Below are 16,473 nucleotides of genomic sequence, written 5' to 3' on the forward strand. Positions count from 1 at the left end.
AGCTTTCACGCCTGTTTTAATGCTTTAGCCTGATCGCGTTTTTCAACATACCAGGAGAGAGTAAAAATCGACAGGCCGCAAAATGTGAGACAGCCTCCCAAAATCGCCGTATCCTGATAGCCGAAACCAAGCCGCAAGATTTCCGCGCCGGATTCAGCACCCAAAGCATTGGCAACGTTGAAAGCCGATTGCATAAGTGCACCGGCAAGGGTCTGGGCGTTGGCTGCAACATCCATAACGCGCGTCTGGATTGAAGGCATACTGGCAAAAGACGTACCAATCAGGAAACAACCGATGGCAGCCGTGATGCCGGAATGGCAAAGGAAATAAAACAGGAAGAATGTAATTGTGCTCCATAGCAGAGCGAAAAACAGCATTCTCATCGGACCGATTTTCACAGCAATTTTAGGGCCCAGAATATTTCCCGTAACCATGCCAAGGCCGATAAGCGGCATGATAAAGGGAACCCAACCTATTGAAAGGCCGGAAACGACAGTCAAAGTCGATTTGATATAGCTGAAAACAGCAAAGAGACCGGCTGTTCCAATGGCGACTGTTGCCAGCATGAACCAGACCTGTTTTTCTTTCAACGCGCTAAGCTCGGTCAAGGGACTTGTTCCCAATGCTGTCGGCAAACTGGGCAGAAAGAAAAACACCAAAATTGCACAAAGGGCTCCGATGCTGCCCACCATAACGAAAGCCATTTGCCATCCAAGTTGCTGACCAAGCCAGGTCGCAAAAGGCGCACCGACAACTGTTGCAATTGTAAGCCCAAGCATAACCGCACCAATTGCCTTGGGGCGATTTTTCATCTCTACCATGGAGGAAGCGGCAATAGAGGCAACGCCAAAATAGATACCGTGGGGCAAACCACTCATAAATCGCAAACCGACAAGGGCATGAAAGCTCGTCACACAGGCACTGGCAATGTTCGAGAACGCATAAAACAGCATCAAAGCAACCAGAACATATTTCCGCGGATATTTCGCGGTCGCGACAGCCAGAACCGGCGCACCTACAACAACGCCGAGTGCATAGGCTGAAATATATTGGCCGGCGGTCGGTATATCGACACCCGAACTTTTGGCCATTTCCGGTTGCAGCCCCATGGACACAAATTCGGACGTGCCTATTGCAAACGCACCGACGGCGAGCGCGAAAATACACAAACGGCGCGTTTTGGCGTCAATTCCCGAAGCAACATTGAGTCGATCAATTTTATATTTCATAGCCTAAGAACGAATCCCTGAATGCGTTTGGTTCAAATATCCGGTTTGCCAGTCAACACCCTGTCGGCGCAAGAAAATATCTTCCAAATTCAATCTGTTCGAGGCAGTTTGTTTCCACCACCGTCGCCTCGCCTGCTCTCTTGATAGAAAGCCGAAACGACAGGCTTTTTGGTAAATTTACTCGAAAACACATCAAACAGTAACGCCGCATTTTCTTTTAGCGTGTAGGATATTTTTTCATCCCTCTATATCTATCAGATGGATAAACGAACCGGCAACATTGTTTATTCTCATTCCCCTTGTCCCTAAAGAATGGTCAAGCGCATCATAGGCTTTAAAAAGCGGTATGCCGCCTTTTTCATCTACAATGGAAGCATAATGGAATTCGTGCCCTCGAAAGCCTGTTTTTCCGAAAAACTCCCCTTCAGAAACCAAACGACGATAGCCTAAATGCAGTTTTTTCTGTTTGAAGCTGGTATTCAGTGGCAAGAGACCAAGCATCGGGTGTTTAACCCCTTCACTATCTTCCAATGTTTCCCCCAAAGTCATATAACCACCGCATTCGCCATAAATGGTTTTTCCGGCTTTTGCCATATCAATCATGGCTTTATTGAACTTCTCTGCTGCCGCCAGTTTTCCGGCAAAAAGTTCCGGATAACCGCCACATAAATAGACGCTATCACACTCTTTATCCGGCACTTCATTCGCCAAAGGCGAAAAGAATGTAATTTCGGCACCGGCTTTTCTCCAGCCATCAAGCAAATGTGGATAAGAAAAGCGGAAAGCATCATCACGGCTCACCGCAATACGCTGTCCAAGTGGCGGGATATAATCAATCGTCGCACGAGCAACTTTCACCCGATTTGAAGTCGATAATGCGATCATCGCCTCAAGATCAACGCTCTCCTTTATGATTTCTGCCGCTTTTCCGATAAAAGCATAAAGGTCGGTTCGTTCGGAAGCCTGAACCAGCCCTAAATGGCGTGAGGGGAGTGTCAGCGCGTTATTTCTGTAAACAGCACCAACCACCGGTATATCAAGCGGTTGCAAGGCCGCGCGAAGCATGGCTTCATGCCGCGGACTTCCAATTTTATTCAGGATAATTCCGGAAAAGCGCAACCCCGGCATAAATTCGGCAAAACCTTTAACAAGTGCCGCGACCGAATGTGATTGGCTTGTCACATCAACGACAAAAAATACCGGCAAATCCAACAAGCGGGCAAGTTCGGCAGACGAACCCTTGCCGTTGATGGCGCCGTCATAAAGCCCCATCATGCCTTCAACAACAAAAAACTTCTGCTCCGAATTGTCGGTAAAATTGATATTTCTTATGAGCGGGTCACGCATTGCCCAACAATCGAGATTATAACTATCCTCACCTGTTGCCGCTTTATGAAATGCCGGATCTATAAAGTCAGGCCCTGCTTTTCGCGGAGCCACATCTAATCCCATTTCGTTCAAGGCTCGCATCAATGCCAGAGTGATAACAGTTTTACCGGCTCCCGAATTGGCAGCGCTCACCATAAAGCCATTCATAATGATCTGTTATCCAATTCGTCTTCCAATTCGTCTGTAACACTGTCCGGCGAGAGTTTATCAGCAAGCGAAACAACTTTACCAACGACAACAATTGTCGGCGGTTCAATGTCATGCTCTTTGATCGTTTGTTTTACATGACCAAGTTCGGTTTTATAAATCCGCTGATTGGAAGTCGTCGCATGCGTGATAAACATGACCGGCTCATCACCCTTGCGCCCCCCTTTGATAAGGTCATCGGCAATTTCATCAATGTGTTTCATTGCCATATAAAACACAAGAACCGGTGCGGCTTGGGAAATTGCCTTCCAGTCAAAAGACTTCGGCACTGTACCGTCTGCATCATGACCGGTTAAAAACAACACACTGTGATTAATGGAGCGATGTGTAACCGGAATACCTGCATAGGCAGGTCCTGCTATTCCTGCTGTTATTCCGGGAAAAACACGAAAAGAAATATGCGCTTCTATCAAGGCGAGCGCCTCTTCACCCCCACGGCCAAAAACAAATGGATCGCCGCCTTTCAAACGCAAAACCCGTTTGCCTTCTCTGGCAAGGCAAATCATGCGTTCCGTGATTTCTTGCTGTTTAAGCGAGGGTTTGCCACCGCGTTTACCGGCAAATTCTAAAATTGCGCCTTGTTTTGCAAGCTTGAGGCACGAATGATCGACCAGCGCATCATAAAGGATGTGGTCGGCCTGTTTGAGTGCATTGACACAATGGAGTGTGAGAAGTCCGGGGTCACCTGGCCCTGCGCCCACCAACCATACATGCCCGGCAATGAACTGTGGCAATTTGAATGGCAAATCTGCCGTCATTTCGGGTCCTTTTGATGGTAAAATCTATAGAAAACAAGAATCAATGCATTATATGTGTTATCTATTGTGCAGTTTCCAACCACTGTAAACGTTTAATTTTCAAGAAATATTGTCAAAATGGCAGACCTGCAAAGCACATTGAAACACAAACCGGAAGGTCCCCTTCGCTTGGGCTGGACAACAGGGGCCTGCGCAACCGCTGCAACCAAGGCAGCGCTCACTGCTCTCATAACTGGTGCTTTTCCCGATCCCGTCGAGATAAGATTACCAAGAGGGCAAATGCCGCAATTTGCGCTATCTCTCAAAAGTCTTGGAGAAAATCAGGCGACAGCAGGAATTGTCAAAGATGCAGGCGATGATCCCGATGTGACAGACAAGGCGACCATTATTGCAACTGTCACCCCTGCCTCTCCAAACAGCGGAATTATATTCAAAGCCGGAAAAGGTGTTGGAATTGTTACAAGACCGGGTTTACCGCTTGATGTCGGGGAAGCGGCCATCAACCCCGTTCCGCGCCGCATGATGAGCGAGGTTTGCAAGGAAATTTGTGACAAATATTCTTTTCCGCAAGATCTGGTCATTACAATTTCAGTGCCGGATGGCGAAAACATCGCGCTCAAAACATGGAATCCGCGCCTTGGGATTCTGGGCGGTATTTCCATTCTCGGCACTACCGGTATTGTTCATCCGTTCTCATGTTCGGCATGGATCCATTCTATTCATAGCGGTATTGATGTCGCCCGTGCAGAAGGGGCAAGCCATGTTCTTGGTGCAACCGGAGCAACTTCGGAAGATGCGGCTCAGGCAATCTACCATCTTCCCGATTATGCCATATTGGATATGGGAGACTTCGTCGGTGCCGTGTTAAAATATTTGCGTCACCACCCGATTGATAAACTGACAATTGCAGGCGGTTTTGCAAAATTGACAAAACTCGCGCAAGGGGAAATGGATCTTCATTCTTCCCGCTCCCAAGTCGACAAGACATTTTTGTGGAATGTTGCAAAGAATGTCGGCTTGAACCAATCTTTCAAGAACTTCATCGAAAATGCGAACACTGCAAAAGAAGTGCTTGATATTGCTACAAAAGAAGGAATTGATATTGCCACTCCTATTGCGCTTCAGGCAAAACATATTGCTGAAGAAACATTAAGGGATGCGCCGGTTGCTGTCGAAATCATTGTGACCGACAGAAAGGGAAATATTCTTGCGAGAAAGTAGGACAGTTTTATTATTGGGTGGCACCAGCGAAGCCTATGCTCTCGCAGAAAAATTTGCCGAAGAGAACTATCCGGTTCTTTCGTCTCTCGCTGGTCGTACCTCGCATCCGAAAATTCCGGCGGGGCGGTATCGCATTGGCGGGTTTGGCGGCATTGACGGGCTTATCAATACAATCGAAAAAGAAAACATAGGGCTTATTGTTGACGCAACCCATCCTTTTGCCGAAACAATGACCGATCATGCCTGGCGGGCAGCGCGCGCGGAAAAAATCGGCTATATCCGGTTCGAGCGTCCGCTTTGGCAAGCGGCGAAAGAAGACAAGTGGCTGACAGTGAATAATATTGCGGAAGCCGTTGCCGCTATTCCAGTAAACAGCCGCTGCTTTCTTGCGATAGGGCGCCAGCACGTCAATGAATTTCTGGTGCGTAAAGATGCTTCATTTGTCGCACGTATGGTCGAGAAGCCGGAAAATTTTGTTCCCGAAGCCAATATAGAAATTGTGCTCGGTAAACCGGAAAATGAACAAGAAGAATATGACTTTCTCGTCAACCATCATTTTGATTGTCTCGTGTGCAGAAATTCCGGAGGTTCTGCCTCTTTTCCAAAGTTGAAGGCTGCACGCAAACTCGGCCTTCCGGTGATTATGATAACCAGAAAGCCCCTGCCCGATGTCGTCACTTTGAGTGCGGAAAAAGATGTTATCGACTTGGTGCAGAAGTTTTACCAAGCGGACCGTGCGGAAAAGCATAAAGGGACGAACGGCTAAGCTTTTCCGGCCGAAGTGCTTTCCCGACAAAGATGATTGCGGTTTTTTCTATTTTTTCTTGCGCTATTTTTTCGTGAATATCGGCAAGTGTGCCTGAAATGATTTTTTCATCCGGCCAGCTTACATGATAGGCAACAATAACGGGGCAATCGGCGCCGTAAATTGGCAATAATTCTTTCCGGATTGCTGCAATATTTTTTGCCGAAAGATGAATTGCCATTGTCGCTTTTGCTTGTCCTAAATTTGACAATGTCTCAAGTTCCGGCATTGGTGAAGAATTGACCGATGTCCGTGTCAAAATGACCGATTGGTTTAGCTTTGGAAGTGTCAATTCCTGCTTCATGGCTGCCGCTGCTGCCGCATAGGAAGCCACCCCCGGTACCACCTCGTAATTGATCGCAAGCTTGTCGAGTGCTGCCATCTGTTCGGCTATTGCGCTATAGATGGAAGGGTCGCCGGAATGAAGCCTTGCAACATCCTTTCCTTCTTTTTCCGCTTTGACAAACTCTTCGACAATGGCATCAAGGTCAAGATGACCGGTATTGACACGGCGTGCTTCATGAGGAATTTCGGCAATCAATTCATCCGAAAGAAGCGAGCCGGCATAAAGGCAGACCGGACAACGTTTTATGAGATTGAGCCCGCGCACTGTAATGAGATCATATGCCCCCGGACCTGCGCCGATAAAATATACTGTCATTCTTCCTTCCGTCCTGCCACAGCAAGGGTAAGCCCACCAATTTTTGTCTTTTCAATGAGCAAAATACCACCTTTACCTGAAGCCGCCAAAGCCGCAGCTTCCGCAACGCCATGGCAGCCCGTATGTTGAAAAACAATATCGGAAGGGTTCTTGAGAAAACAAGTCATTGTTTCCAACTCTTCAGACGAAAATGTAAGGAGAGGAACAGAAAGACGTTTCAAAGCGCTTAAAATAAGACCGTTGGATTCTTTACCTTCAAGCGTTGAAAAAGCCGCAATATTCCATTTTTCAAGAGTTTCGAGAGCCTTTTCCATGTCACCCGTTGTGGCAGATGATGAAATGCCTATGCCCACAAAAACCGGCATAGAGCTTCTAGCGACCATGTCCGGTTTTGCCTTTCAAGCGCGTTCTTTGACGGTGTTATAAATCCGCTCTACCTCTTGTGAGGGAACACCGAGAATGGCTGCTATCCGATGGATGAGCGCAACTTCATCAGCGTCGACATGGTTATCGGCAGCGGCAATTGTCATCAAATTCTCGATAAGTGCAATGCGCCTATCCGGCGCCAATTCGCCAAAGAGAGCCGCAGCCTGACCGGTTGTTGTTTCATAGCCATAATCATAAAGATATTGGATGACATCCGGCAAAGCATCGGGAGATACGCCGAATTGTTGTTCGGCAATTTTTGAAAAAGCAGCGGTTTCGCTTGGTGTATGTTTGCCATCGGCAAAACCCAAATGAATGAGCAAGAGAAGTTCGGCCGCTGTTGCCGGATTTTCGGCCACTTTACGAACCGAATTATGACGGGAAAAATAATTTGCGATGCTGTCAAACATGCGAAACTCCGCTTCTTGCCACGTTAGAAGAGCTGAACTAAAAGCAGAGCTTGCCAATATTGCACAAAAAACACAAGTGCATGAATGCAACGTTTGACGTTTCTTTATAGAAATTATTCTATTATTCCTTATTCTATTCTGTTCAGGTAATATTCGCAAATGCTGGAATTTCTTTCTGACCCGACTGTTCTGATTTTGATTTTTGCCGGTTTGCTTGCCGGTTTTATAGATTCAATTGCCGGTGGCGGTGGCCTCATCACCATCCCTGCCCTTATGCTTTCGGGCCTTCCGCCTGTCGAAACATTGGGCACAAACAAGTTGCAGGGACTTTTCGGCTCATTTTCTGCAATGGTGGCCTATGCCCGTGGTGGACATGTCAATATCAGGAAACAAATCCTCCAAGCCACCATGGCCTTTATCGGAAGTATTATCGGCGCATTGGTTGCGACCCTCATTCCTGTCAAATTATTTCAAGCACTGTTGCCCGTTCTGCTCATTGTTGTTGCCTGTTATTTTGCATTCAAGCCAAACCTTAACGACATTGATAAACAGGAGCGGATGCGGCCGATCATCTTTTCGCTGACTATGGCACCTCTTGTCGGCTTTTACGACGGCATATTCGGTCCGGGTGCCGGTTCTTTCTATATGCTTGCCTTTGTTTCCCTGTCAGGGTTCGGAATCCTCAAAGCGACAGCCCATACCAAACTGTTGAACTTTTCATCCAATCTCGGTGGATTCCTGACCTTTGCCGTCATGGGCTCGATCAATGTAAAAATCGGCATTGCTATGGGAATTGCCCAATTTATCGGTGCGCAAATGGGGGCACGCGTTGCCATGAAAACCGGCGCCAAGCTCATAAAACCGCTATTGGTTATTGTATGCGTTATTCTTGCCTATAAACTCTTACAAGCACATGACAATCCGTTGCGGCAATGGCTGAACCTCTGAGACTTAAAGCCTCTCCATCAGAATATCATCATAGGGCTTTTAAAAAACCGGTTTAGATAAAGCTGCCGAACCGGTTTTAAAGACAGAACAATTATGCTCTTCTAGATTTTTAATGCCAGCAAAATAACGCCTGCGCCGATCAGTACGACACCGGTCCAGTTGATGGCTGTCAATTTTTCACCAAGAAAAGTAACGCCAAAAATGGCAACAAAGATAACCGACAATTTGTCTATCGGAGCAACATGGGAAGCATCTCCCAATTGCAGAGCGCGGAAATAGGCAAGCCATGAAGCACCCGTGGCAAGACCTGACAGAACAAGGAAAACCCATGATTTTGCCGGAATAGCTCCCGGACGTTGCCATTGTCCAGTGATGCTTAAAAAGAGACATAATGCAGCAATGATAACAATTGTTCTTATCAAAGTGGCAAAATCGGAATTGATACCGCTTATACCGACTTTTGCGAAAATAGCGGTTAAAGCCGCAAAAATTGCTGAAAGAAATGCCCAGAACTGCCAGGTAGCGGTCATCAGAATTCAATCCCCTTCTGTCCTTTTATGCCAGAACGGAACGGGTGTTTGACCAATTCCATTTCTGTTACCAGATCGGCAGCCTCAATCAATTCATTTCGTGCATTGCGACCGGTAATGATAACATGTTTCATGAAAGGTCGCTTCGATAATACATCAAGCACTTCTTCCAATGGTAGATAATCATAGCGCAATACGATATTCAACTCGTCACAAAGCACCATATCCGTGGTGTCATCGAGGATCATCTCTTTGGCAATGTCCCATGCTTTTCGCGCTTCGGCAATGTCTTTTTCACGATTCTGCGTTTCCCATGTGAAGCCTTCGCCATGGGCATAAACGCGTACCTGATCGCCAAATTTTTCAAGTGCGGTACGCTCGCCGGTTTGGCGCAATCCCTTGACAAACTGCACCACCCCAACCTTCATATTCTGGCCGAGAGCACGAAAAACCATACCGAAAGCGGCTGTTGTCTTGCCTTTGCCCTTGCCCGTATGAACAATGAGAAGGCCTTTTTCCTTGGTTTTACCGGCTTCTATTTTTTTGCGCGCGGCATCTTTCTTTTTCATTTTTTCGGCATGACGGGCATTCAATTCCGCTTCCGTCAGCTTTTCCTTGGCGTCCATGTTATCGAGCCTTTCTGTAGTTCTTCCAGTTCAAACAAAGCAGAATTGGAGCGCGGTTTCCATAATTCTCTCCGGATTGCCTGTTCAAGTTTATGTGCCATTTCTCTTAAAGCTGCAGGATTGTTCCCGATCAAAAAATTCCGCACCGTTTCATCGTCGATATAGGCATTATAAATCGCCTCGAATTGTTCGTTGGATACGGCATTTGTTGTAGCCGAAAAAGCAAAGAGATAGTCGACAGTTGCAGCCATTTCGACAGCACCTTTAAAGCCGTGTCGCATAACCCCTTCTATCCATTTCGGATTAACAGCCCGCCCGCGGAGTGTCCGCCCGATTTCTTCCTGCAATGTTTTTATCATCGGCCGTTCGGGGCGCGACATATCATTGTGATAGACTTTCGGAAAAGCACCCTGCTTATCGGCAACTGCCGAAGCCATGCCCCCTTCAAAGGCATAATATTCACCGGAATCGAGAAGATCATGTTCGCGATTATCCTGATTTTGGACAACGGCATTGATATGATGAAGCCGGTTTTCAAGCATATTTTGTGCAGCCAACCCGTCTTCCTTACCGTAAGCAAATGAAGAATGGGCAATCCATGCTTTACCTAGATCATTACGGTCATTCCATTCGCCCTTGTCGAGAAGCTCCTGAACGCCGGTTCCATAAACACCCGGACGAGCGCCGAAAACACGAAAACCGGCTTCTCTTTCTGCCTCTTTTGCGGTTCTTCCGGTTTCTGTGAGCGTTTTTACGTCTTTCAAATAATGCGCATGGAGCGGGTTATCTTCTTCCTCCTCGTCAAGCGAGGCAACAAGACGCACCGCCTGATCGAACAAGGCTATCTGTTCGGGAAATGCATCGCGGAAGAAACCGGAAATCCTTAATGTTACGTCGACACGTGGCCTTCCAAGAACTGCTATCGGAATAACTTCAACACCGGTCACACGGCGGGATGCCGCATCCCACAAAGGTTTGACGCCGATAAGTGCGAGAGCCTGCGCAATATCGTCACCACCGGTGCGCATATTGGCCGTTCCCCAAGCGGTGAGGCCGAAAGCCTTCGGCCAATCACCGTGATCCTGAACATAGCGGATAATGAGAAGCTCGGCCGATTTTTTACCCAATTGCCAAGCCGATTGTGTGGGCACTGCCCTTGTATCGACCGAAAAAAAGTTTCGCCCTGTCGGAAATACATCCGGCCGGCCGCGTGTCGGGGCGCCGGATGGCCCCGGTTCGACAAAGTGCCCGTCAAGAGCGGTTAAAAGCCCGTCAATTTCCGCCTTGCCGCAACTTAAAATCAATGGCCGCAATGTTTCTTCAATATTTTTAAGAATTGGCGCTGTTTTCGTAAAATTTTGAGGAAGGGTGCTCTTTCCGGAAACCAGCGCCAGCGCCAAAAGCTCGATGCGTTCAACCGTGTCGCCTTTTGTGCGCCATAGGCTGTCGGTCATGCCCTTCAATATTTCAGGCTTTTCACCTTGCCATTTTTCTGAAAAAACACAATCAAGCGGATCAAAAGCAAGGCCGAGATCATCGGCTATAGCGCGGTGTAAACTGCCGTTTTCCCCCTCTCCACGAGGGACACGCGCCGTTGCAACAAGGAGATTTTCCAATTGTTCGCCGGAAGGCGCTTTGCCAAAAATATGTAGCCCGTCCCTGATTTGCAATTCTTTAAGATCACACAAAAAGGCATCAAGTTTCTCAAGTGCCAGATCATCGCTATCATGGTCTTCAATTCCGGCATCATGATTGAGACCGGTAAGCCGCACTAGATCAAGTATTTCGCCTTTGAGCTTTACGAGACGACGCGGATCAACGCCTGACGCCTCGTAATATTCATCAACAAGCCCCTCCAGATCTTTTAACGGGCCATAACTTTCCGCGCGCGTCAAAGGCGGGGTCAGATGGTCAATGATAACGGCTGAAGAGCGTCGTTTTGCCTGTGTTCCTTCACCGGGGTCGTTGACAATAAACGGGTAGATATGCGGCATCGGTCCAAGAGCTATTTCGGGATAGCAATGGTTCGAGAGTGCCAAAGCTTTTCCCGGAAGCCATTCAAGATTGCCGTGTTTACCCATATGAATAATGGCATCGGCTTTATAAACAAAACGGAGCCAGAAATAGAATGCAAGGTAATGATGGGTGGGAACAATATCGGGTGCATGGTAGACTTGCTTTGCAACCATTCCGAATGCGCGTTCCGGCTGTAATCCGACAACCGTTTCCCCCAACATTAAAACCGGCAAGGCCAATCCATTTTGAACCACATAGGCATCGTCTTCCGGCGCCCCCCAACGTGCAGTCACTTCATCTTGAATCTTTTTATCAAGTGATTGAAAGAACTTCTTGTAAAGACTCAAAGAAAGTGCTGTCCGCACTATCCTTCCCTTCACCCCTTCATTGGTTGGACCTTCAATCATCAACCGCATGAGCTCATTGCCATTTTCCGGAATATTTTCTATTTCGTAGCCTTGGCTTTTCATGGCGTTAAGCGTCACAATCATCGCAGCCGGTGTATCAAGCCCGACACCGTGCCCCAAGCGGCCATCGCCACCGGGATAATTGGCCATGACAATGGCAATATGGCGCTCATGAGGCTTCTTGTTGCGCAGTCTTACCCAGTTTTTGGTAAGCTCTGCAACAAAGTCGACCCTGTCGTTCAAAGGTTTATGGACGACAACATTACATTCTGTCTCGTCATCATATTCCACTGCCGATTTGAAAGACACAGCGCGGGTGAATACGCGCCCATCAACTTCCGGAAGCGCAACATTCATGGCTAGATCACGGGCGGTCAATCCACGCCCATCTTTTTCCCATTGCTCTTTGCTGCTTCCGGCAAAAACCACCTGCAAAACCATTGCACCGCGCTTTTCTAGGACAGTGGGTTTGCGTCCCGTATGCCCGTTTGAAACCGCAAAGCCCGTTGCATTCAACACAATATCGGGCGAAAGCCGGTCAAAAATTGAATCGACAATTGCAACGCTCAATTCGTCTTTGAGACTTGAAACAAAAATCGGCAGCGCGATTAAGCCGCGTTTTTGAAGAGCGTTAATGAGCGCTTCCACGCTTGCTGTTTGCCCGCTCTGCACCAATGCACGATAAAAACAGATCGCTACAACCGGTTTATGGGTGGCATTGTGACGTTTTACAAGATCATCAACAGTGAACGGCGGGTCATCCGGTGACCAGAGACCTGCCTTCATCAAGGGGATCGCCTCGACCGGCTTTTCGTGGCGGCCTAACAAATAATCGCAATATTCAAGAAAGGAGCGCATATTTTGCGCGCTCGCTTCAATAAGATAGTGCCAAAGATTGCGGCAATCCTCTTCGGCAACAGTAGAAAATTTTTGCAAATTTTCGTCTATTTTATCGTCACCTGGCAAGACTACCAGTTTGATATTCTTTTCTAGTGCCAGCGAGTGGAGAACTTGCAAGCCATAAGGCCAATAAGTTTCGCCGCCTATCACGCGCAACACAATCAATTTCGCATATGACGCGGTTTTTTCGACATAGGTGTCGACCGACATGGGGTGTGAAAGCGAAAGCAAATTGACAAGCCTTAGCGAAGACGTTGTTTTCTTCAACGCGGCCTTTGCAACCGAAAGGCTTGCCAATTCGGTATCTGCTGCCGAAAGAAAAATAACGTCGGCAGGCGACTGTCCAAGATCAATCGCCTTGTCCTGTTCGGCTATGGTTCCCTTCTGGGCAAGAAGCAAATGCATCAGACATCAAGCGCTTCAATAGTTTTGCGCACCTTCTCCTCGTCGATTTCGTGAAGGCCGATAACAACAAGATGGCTTTTATGCTCTTCGTTTTTTTGCCAGGGACGATCAAAATAGGAATCAATCCGCTGACCGACGGCTTGAACAACAAGACGCATCGGCTTTCCCACTACATTGACAAAGCCTTTGAGCCGCAAAATATCATTTTCTGCAATGATCGTTTTCAACCGCTCGATCAAAGCCTTGGGATCATGGATTGATGGTGCGTTAACGACAAAGCTTTTGAATTCGTCGTGATTATGCGGAACGCCATTTGCATGATGCATTTCGTGGTGAGATTTGCGGTTTTCAATATCGCTCTCTGTGCCGACGCCAAGCCCCAATATAAGATCGGTTCCGATACTGCCGAAACTCGATGTGACCATTTGGGGAACTCTGTCGCTATGGCTTGAAATGATATTGCGCACATTGTCGAGCGTGTCTTCGTCGATAAGATCGACCTTGTTGAGGACAATGAGATCAGCCGCATGAATTTGATCTTCAAACAATTCTTCAAGCGGGCTTTCATGGGTAATCGAACTATCTTCAGCCCGTTCCGCATTGATTTTGTCAATATCATCGGCAAACCGGCCTTCGGCCACAGCCGGAGCGTCAATCACGGTAATCACCCCGTCAACGGTCACCTGTGTTTTGATTTCAGGCCAATTGAAGGCTGCAACAAGCGGCTGGGGAAGTGCCAAACCGGATGTTTCGATCACAATATGATCGGGTCTATCCTCACGCTCAAGCAGTTTCGTCATAGTCGGAATAAATTCTTCGGCAACCGTGCAACAGATGCAGCCATTATTGAGTTCAATGAGATCGTCGTCATGACAATTATCAAGACCGCAGCCTTTGAGCAAACCGCCATCCACGCCAAGCTCGCCAAATTCATTAATGATGAGAGCAATGCGTTTGCCTTGCGCATTTTCCAATAAATGCCTTATCATCGTGGTTTTTCCGGAACCCAAAAATCCGGTTATGACGGTGGTTGGGATTTTGCTTTGTAAAAATTTTTGTTCCGACATCAAACTTAGCCTTTCAATTTAAGCGGCAGACCGGCCGCAACAAAAAACACCGTTTCTGCTATATTTGCAATTTTCTGGTTCATGAGACCGGCATAATCACTAAATTCACGCGCAAGCTTGTTGTCCGGCACGATGCCAAGCCCTACCTCGCTCGAAACAAAAACTGTTTCGACCTCAAGCTTTGCAAGACCATCGACAAGCTTTACTATTTCTGTTTCAACGTTCCGGTGATGCTCCAATAGATTGCCAAGCCAAACGCTGAGGCAATCAATAAGGACGATCTTTTGTTCACTATTATGTTTTGCGATCTCGCCCATAATATCAATCGGTTCTTCAACATTGATCCAGCCCATCTCGCGGCGTGAGCGATGCATGTCGACCCGTTTTTTCATCTCTTCATTGAAAATTTCTGCGGTTGCGAGATAGACCGGTACTTTATTGGCAGACAACACATAATTTTCGGCAAAAACCGACTTACCCGAACGCGTCCCGCCAAGAATCAATGTTATCTTTGCCAAAAATCTCCTCCATTTGCGGAATAGACATTCATCACTTTACAAAGAAAGCTGAAAAACCGGCTTCATGCCTTTGATACAGAATCAGAGTTCTTGAATGATGAGAACACAAACCGGAACCGGATTTCTAGCCCATTCATAAATACAATAATTTGACTGACCGGCTTGAATGAAATGCCCGAATTGGGTCCACTTCCTGAAATTCCAGTTTATTTTTTGCAAATTCTTTTGCAAAAAACCGGTTATTTATAGAGATAGCTGCTTAAACTTTATCGTGCAAGCCGAAAAAGCGCGTTTACGTCGACGGCCTTTTCCAGTTCATCGGCTATTTTATCGAGCGCATTGTCAAGTTTTTCAAAATGTCCGGACTTATCAGGCTTTGCACCAAAACTTCCAATAAAATAATGACGGAAAGCATCTGCCGAAAACAAACCATGGAGATAGGTTCCCCAGATTTTCCCATCAGGCGAGGCCGCACCGTCTTCAACATTGTTTATTTTTAAAGGTGCATGGCGACAATCCGGACCGAAGCTTTTGCCCATATGGATTTCATAGCCTGTGAGCGGAAGTCCGCTTAAAAGATGAACAGCATTGCTATTGCGTGTAAGTTTTCGTTCTCCGATTTCGGTTACCATATCAAGAAGTCCGAGCCCTTCTGTTTCGCTAATATTTCCTTCCAGAGAATCGGGATCAAAAATTTTTCGGCCAAGAATTTGAAAGCCGCCGCAAATGCCGATAACCATGCCGCCTTTTTTGGCGTGTGCGATAATCTCCCCGTCCCACTTATTTTCACGAAGGGCAATCATATCCGCTATGGTCGATTTGGAACCGGGAAGGATAATAACATCGCTGTCGGTTGGAAAACACTCACCCTTCCGGACAAAGACAATTTCAACATCACTTTCGTGAACTAACGGGTCGAGATCATCAAAATTGGCAATATGGGGTAAAACCGGTACAGCTATTTTTACTTTGCCGTGTTTTTTCGGCGATCTATGTTCAAGTGCCATCGAATCTTCAGGAGGCAAAAGGCTTGCCCCTTCAAGCCAGGGAATAACGCCGAGGCAAGGCCAGCCGGTAAAATTCCGGATTGCTTTGATTCCATCATCAAAAAGGCTCAAATCCCCGCGGAATTTGTTAATGAGATAACCTGAGACCATTGCACGGTCTTCACGATCAAGAATTGTTGCCGTGCCGACAAGTGAAGCGATCACGCCACCGCGGTCAATATCGCCAATCAATATAACCGGCACATCGGCGCTTCGTGCAAATCCCATATTGGCAATATCGCAAGCGCGCAAATTGATTTCTGCCGGCGAACCGGCCCCCTCCACCAGCACCAAATCGGCTCTCTCCTTCAATCGGGCAAAAGATTCCATTACCCGATCAAGAAGTTCACCCTTCATTTTTTGATAATCGGCGCCTTTTTTAAAACCCGAAAGCTTACCCTGCACAATGATTTGGGAACCGGTAGAACTTTGCGGTTTCAACAAAACCGGATTCATATGAACGGAAGGTTTCTCATTTGCTGCAAAAGCTTGCAGCCATTGACCACGCCCGATCTCGCCACCATCGTCGGCAACAGCGGCATTGTTCGACATGTTCTGCGGTTTGAACGGCATTACCTTGATTCCTTTTCGGGAGGCCAAACGGCAAAAGCCGGCAACAAGAACTGTTTTTCCGACATCCGAACCTGTGCCCTGAAACATCAATGCACGCGCCAAATCAATCACCCTTTACCAATAAAAAAAACCGCAATTTTTTTAAAAAAAAATAGCGATTTTCATACTTCATTAAGTGTTCGCTAACCCGTGATTAACATTGTTCATCTACAAAGGCTCCAGAAACAAAAACAACTTGTTTCTCTCTGGATCAGGTAGTGCGTACCAGAGGTGTAATTCCGGACATGTGTATGAGTATCGTCCGGAAAATGCGTAAGATAAAACTGCGTAA

The 16,473-nt window shown here is 47.1% G+C and carries 15 protein-coding genes; 3 read left to right on the top strand and 12 right to left on the bottom strand.

What is annotated here, in order from left to right:
• Positions 1-5: 5 nt before the first annotated feature.
• The 3 genes from H3S94_RS08030 to cobA all read right to left on the bottom strand — a co-directional run bounded on the left by H3S94_RS08030 (position 6) and on the right by cobA (position 3,583).
• Positions 6-1,229: an MFS transporter gene (locus H3S94_RS08030; protein WP_198240742.1), complete on the bottom strand. Its 1,224-nt coding sequence runs from the start codon at positions 1,227-1,229 to the stop codon at positions 6-8.
• Between the two features lie 237 nt (positions 1,230-1,466).
• Positions 1,467-2,765 carry a cobyrinate a,c-diamide synthase gene (locus H3S94_RS08035; protein ID WP_198240743.1) on the bottom strand — a complete coding sequence of 433 codons (1,299 nt, stop codon included), beginning with the start codon at positions 2,763-2,765 and terminating at the stop codon, positions 1,467-1,469.
• The gene (cobA, locus tag H3S94_RS08040; protein WP_198240744.1) at positions 2,762-3,583 is read right to left on the bottom strand and encodes a uroporphyrinogen-III C-methyltransferase; all 822 of its coding nucleotides are present in this window, start codon (positions 3,581-3,583) and stop codon (positions 2,762-2,764) included. The genes H3S94_RS08035 and cobA overlap by 4 nt, the downstream gene beginning before the upstream one ends.
• Before the next feature lie 117 nt (positions 3,584-3,700).
• On the opposite strand from cobA, the gene H3S94_RS08045 reads away from it, so the two are divergent.
• On the top strand, positions 3,701-4,804 hold the full coding sequence (locus H3S94_RS08045) for a cobalt-precorrin-5B (C(1))-methyltransferase (RefSeq protein ID WP_198240745.1): 1,104 nt from the start codon (positions 3,701-3,703) through the stop codon (positions 4,802-4,804).
• On the top strand, positions 4,791-5,570 hold the full coding sequence (locus H3S94_RS08050; protein WP_198240746.1) for a cobalt-precorrin-6A reductase: 780 nt from the start codon (positions 4,791-4,793) through the stop codon (positions 5,568-5,570). Before H3S94_RS08045 ends, H3S94_RS08050 begins: the two co-directional genes overlap by 14 nt.
• Here H3S94_RS08050 and cobM read toward each other — a convergent pair.
• Genes cobM through H3S94_RS08065 form a run of 3 tightly spaced genes read right to left on the bottom strand, consistent with a single transcriptional unit; the run spans position 5,503 to position 7,106 of the window.
• Positions 5,503-6,270 carry a precorrin-4 C(11)-methyltransferase gene (gene cobM, locus H3S94_RS08055; protein WP_198240747.1) on the bottom strand — a complete coding sequence of 256 codons (768 nt, stop codon included), beginning with the start codon at positions 6,268-6,270 and terminating at the stop codon, positions 5,503-5,505. The genes H3S94_RS08050 and cobM overlap by 68 nt on opposite strands.
• Positions 6,267-6,653 carry a cobalamin biosynthesis protein gene (locus H3S94_RS08060; protein ID WP_198240748.1) on the bottom strand — a complete coding sequence of 129 codons (387 nt, stop codon included), beginning with the start codon at positions 6,651-6,653 and terminating at the stop codon, positions 6,267-6,269. Before H3S94_RS08060 ends, cobM begins: the two co-directional genes overlap by 4 nt.
• A gap of 15 nt (positions 6,654-6,668) precedes the next feature.
• Positions 6,669-7,106 (bottom strand): TerB family tellurite resistance protein, encoded by a 438-nt coding sequence (locus tag H3S94_RS08065; protein ID WP_077992443.1) that lies wholly within the window; start codon positions 7,104-7,106, stop codon positions 6,669-6,671.
• 159 nt (positions 7,107-7,265) lie between these two features.
• Here H3S94_RS08065 and H3S94_RS08070 point away from each other — a divergent pair, with 159 nt between their 5' ends.
• The gene (locus H3S94_RS08070) at positions 7,266-8,054 is read left to right on the top strand and encodes a TSUP family transporter (RefSeq protein ID WP_198240749.1); all 789 of its coding nucleotides are present in this window, start codon (positions 7,266-7,268) and stop codon (positions 8,052-8,054) included.
• A 101-nt stretch (positions 8,055-8,155) separates the two neighbouring features.
• On the opposite strand, the gene H3S94_RS08075 is transcribed toward H3S94_RS08070, so the two are convergent.
• The 6 genes from H3S94_RS08075 to H3S94_RS08100 form a co-directional block, all read right to left on the bottom strand.
• The gene (locus H3S94_RS08075; RefSeq protein WP_077992447.1) at positions 8,156-8,584 is read right to left on the bottom strand and encodes an EamA family transporter; all 429 of its coding nucleotides are present in this window, start codon (positions 8,582-8,584) and stop codon (positions 8,156-8,158) included.
• A complete protein-coding gene (gene cobO, locus H3S94_RS08080; RefSeq protein ID WP_198240750.1) occupies positions 8,584-9,210 on the bottom strand; it encodes a cob(I)yrinic acid a,c-diamide adenosyltransferase in 627 nt (208 codons plus the stop codon). The genes H3S94_RS08075 and cobO overlap by 1 nt, the downstream gene beginning before the upstream one ends.
• Positions 9,189-12,938, bottom strand: coding sequence for a cobaltochelatase subunit CobN (cobN, locus tag H3S94_RS08085; protein ID WP_198240751.1), 3,750 nt, complete (start codon positions 12,936-12,938; stop codon positions 9,189-9,191). Before cobN ends, cobO begins: the two co-directional genes overlap by 22 nt.
• Positions 12,938-14,005, bottom strand: a complete 1,068-nt coding sequence (gene cobW / locus H3S94_RS08090) for a cobalamin biosynthesis protein CobW (RefSeq protein ID WP_198240752.1) — start codon at positions 14,003-14,005, stop codon at positions 12,938-12,940. Before cobW ends, cobN begins: the two co-directional genes overlap by 1 nt.
• Positions 14,006-14,010: 5 nt before the next feature.
• Entirely contained in the window at positions 14,011-14,523 is a 513-nt protein-coding gene (gene cobU / locus H3S94_RS08095) for a bifunctional adenosylcobinamide kinase/adenosylcobinamide-phosphate guanylyltransferase (RefSeq protein ID WP_198240753.1), read from the bottom strand.
• A gap of 266 nt (positions 14,524-14,789) precedes the next feature.
• Positions 14,790-16,244 carry a cobyric acid synthase gene (locus H3S94_RS08100; RefSeq protein ID WP_198240754.1) on the bottom strand — a complete coding sequence of 485 codons (1,455 nt, stop codon included), beginning with the start codon at positions 16,242-16,244 and terminating at the stop codon, positions 14,790-14,792.
• Between the last annotated feature and the right edge of the window lie 229 nt (positions 16,245-16,473).

This window comes from Bartonella sp. B10834G3, from assembly GCF_016102505.1.
Lineage (GTDB): Bacteria > Pseudomonadota > Alphaproteobacteria > Rhizobiales > Rhizobiaceae > Bartonella > Bartonella choladocola.